This is a genomic window from Nocardia alni (assembly GCF_019038435.1).
Lineage (GTDB): Bacteria > Actinomycetota > Actinomycetes > Mycobacteriales > Mycobacteriaceae > Nocardia > Nocardia alni.
Window position 1 is genome coordinate 1 of sequence record NZ_JAGPOX010000316.1, and the last position, 1544, is coordinate 1544.

1 protein-coding gene is annotated in these 1544 nt (G+C 67.7%); it reads left to right on the forward strand.

The genetic code is table 11. The features are described from left to right. Positions 1-645 precede the first annotated feature (645 nt). Positions 646-969: a hypothetical protein gene (locus JZ791_RS44100; protein WP_216903930.1), complete on the forward strand. Its 324-nt coding sequence runs from the start codon at positions 646-648 to the stop codon at positions 967-969. Positions 970-1544: the final 575 nt, after the last annotated feature.

Here is a 1544-nt window from a genome sequence, read left to right on the forward strand (position 1 = left end):
CCCCATGAGCGCCTGTCGATCCCACTACCGTACGGCGGCGCATACGCCCCGTCCTACGTGCCGCCCAGATAAGCCACCGCAGAACAGCCCACCCAAGCTTCAGGAGGACTTCGATGAAGAAGACGATCCCGGGCACCGTGCTCGACGCCGAGGCAGAGACAGAGGCAGAGGCAGAGCCCACTAACGGTAGCGCGCAGCCCGATCCCTCCGACGAATTGATGGAATCGCTTGCGCGCGAGAGAGCATCGTCCCGCCCGACGGTGCGCGGACTCGTCTCGTGGTATACGGGCGATGTCGCAGACGAATCCGCCGACGCCGCGGTCGAGCCGAAAGGCTCTGCGACGAAGCGCCCTACGGACGCGTTACTCGCAGCGAGTGCAGATGACGGCGCGGTTGCGGACGACAGCGCGTCGGCTCGAGGGAAGGGTGGTTCGGCCACGACTGTGAGCCGTACTGGCATCGGCACTGATGAGGTTGCGGCTGAACGAGTCGCGACCGAAGGCGCGCCTGGCCGGGACTCGAAGGGCCCGGCCGCTGCTGTGAGCCGTGTCGGCCTGGACGGTGGTGAGGTTGTGGCTGGAGGCGCGCCCGGTCGGGACGCGGGTGGTCCGGGCGTGGCTGTGAGCAGCGTTCATCAAGCCGTTGGTGACGTGGCTGATCGGGTTACGACCGAAGGCGCGGCGGGTCGGGACCCGGGTGGCGCGACCGCGAGCCGTGCTGGCCTCGGTGCCGATGGTGATGTGGCTGATCGGATTTCTGCCGAGGGTGCGTCGGGTCGGGACGCCGCCGGTCCGGATACGACTGCGAGCCGTGCTGGTCTCAGCGCTGATGGAGTTGTGGCTGAAGGTGTGTCGGGTCGGGATGCGGGTGGCGCTACCGCGCCTGTCAGCCGTGCTGATGATGGGGCTGATCGGGTCACGACCGCAGGCGCGCCTGGTCGGGACGGGGGTGGTTCGGCCGCTGCTGTGAGCCGTGCTGGCCTCGGCGCCGATGGTGATGTGGCTGGACGGGTTGTGGCTGAAAGCGTGTCGGATCGGGACGCCGTTGGACCGGCCGTGACTGCGAGCATTGCTGGTCTGGGTGCCGGCAGTGCTGAGGCTGATCGGGGTCCGGGTGGGGGTGCGTCGGATAGGGATGCGAATGGGTCGGCCGCTGCTGTGAGCCGTGTTGATCACGGTGCTGATGGTGGGGTGGCTGATGGAGTTACAGGCCACGGTGCGTCGCATCGGGACGCCGTTGGACCGGCCGTGACTGCGAGCACTGCTGGTCTGGAAACCAGTAGTGCTGAGGCTGATCGGGGTTCAGGTGGGGGTGCGTCGGATAGGGACGCCGCCGGTCCGGACATGGCTTCTGATAGCGTTGACGGTGGGGCGGATAGTCTTGTGGCAGTGCGGGTTCGCAAGCGAGCGGCCGGGGCGAAGGGGCGTATCGGTTCGAGGCGCCGCGGCAATGCTGCGGATACTGATGAGCCGGATCGTCGTATGCTGTCGATGGGGTCAGGTGCTGCGACTGCGGTGCGGGGACGACGGTGGTGGCTGGTGCGC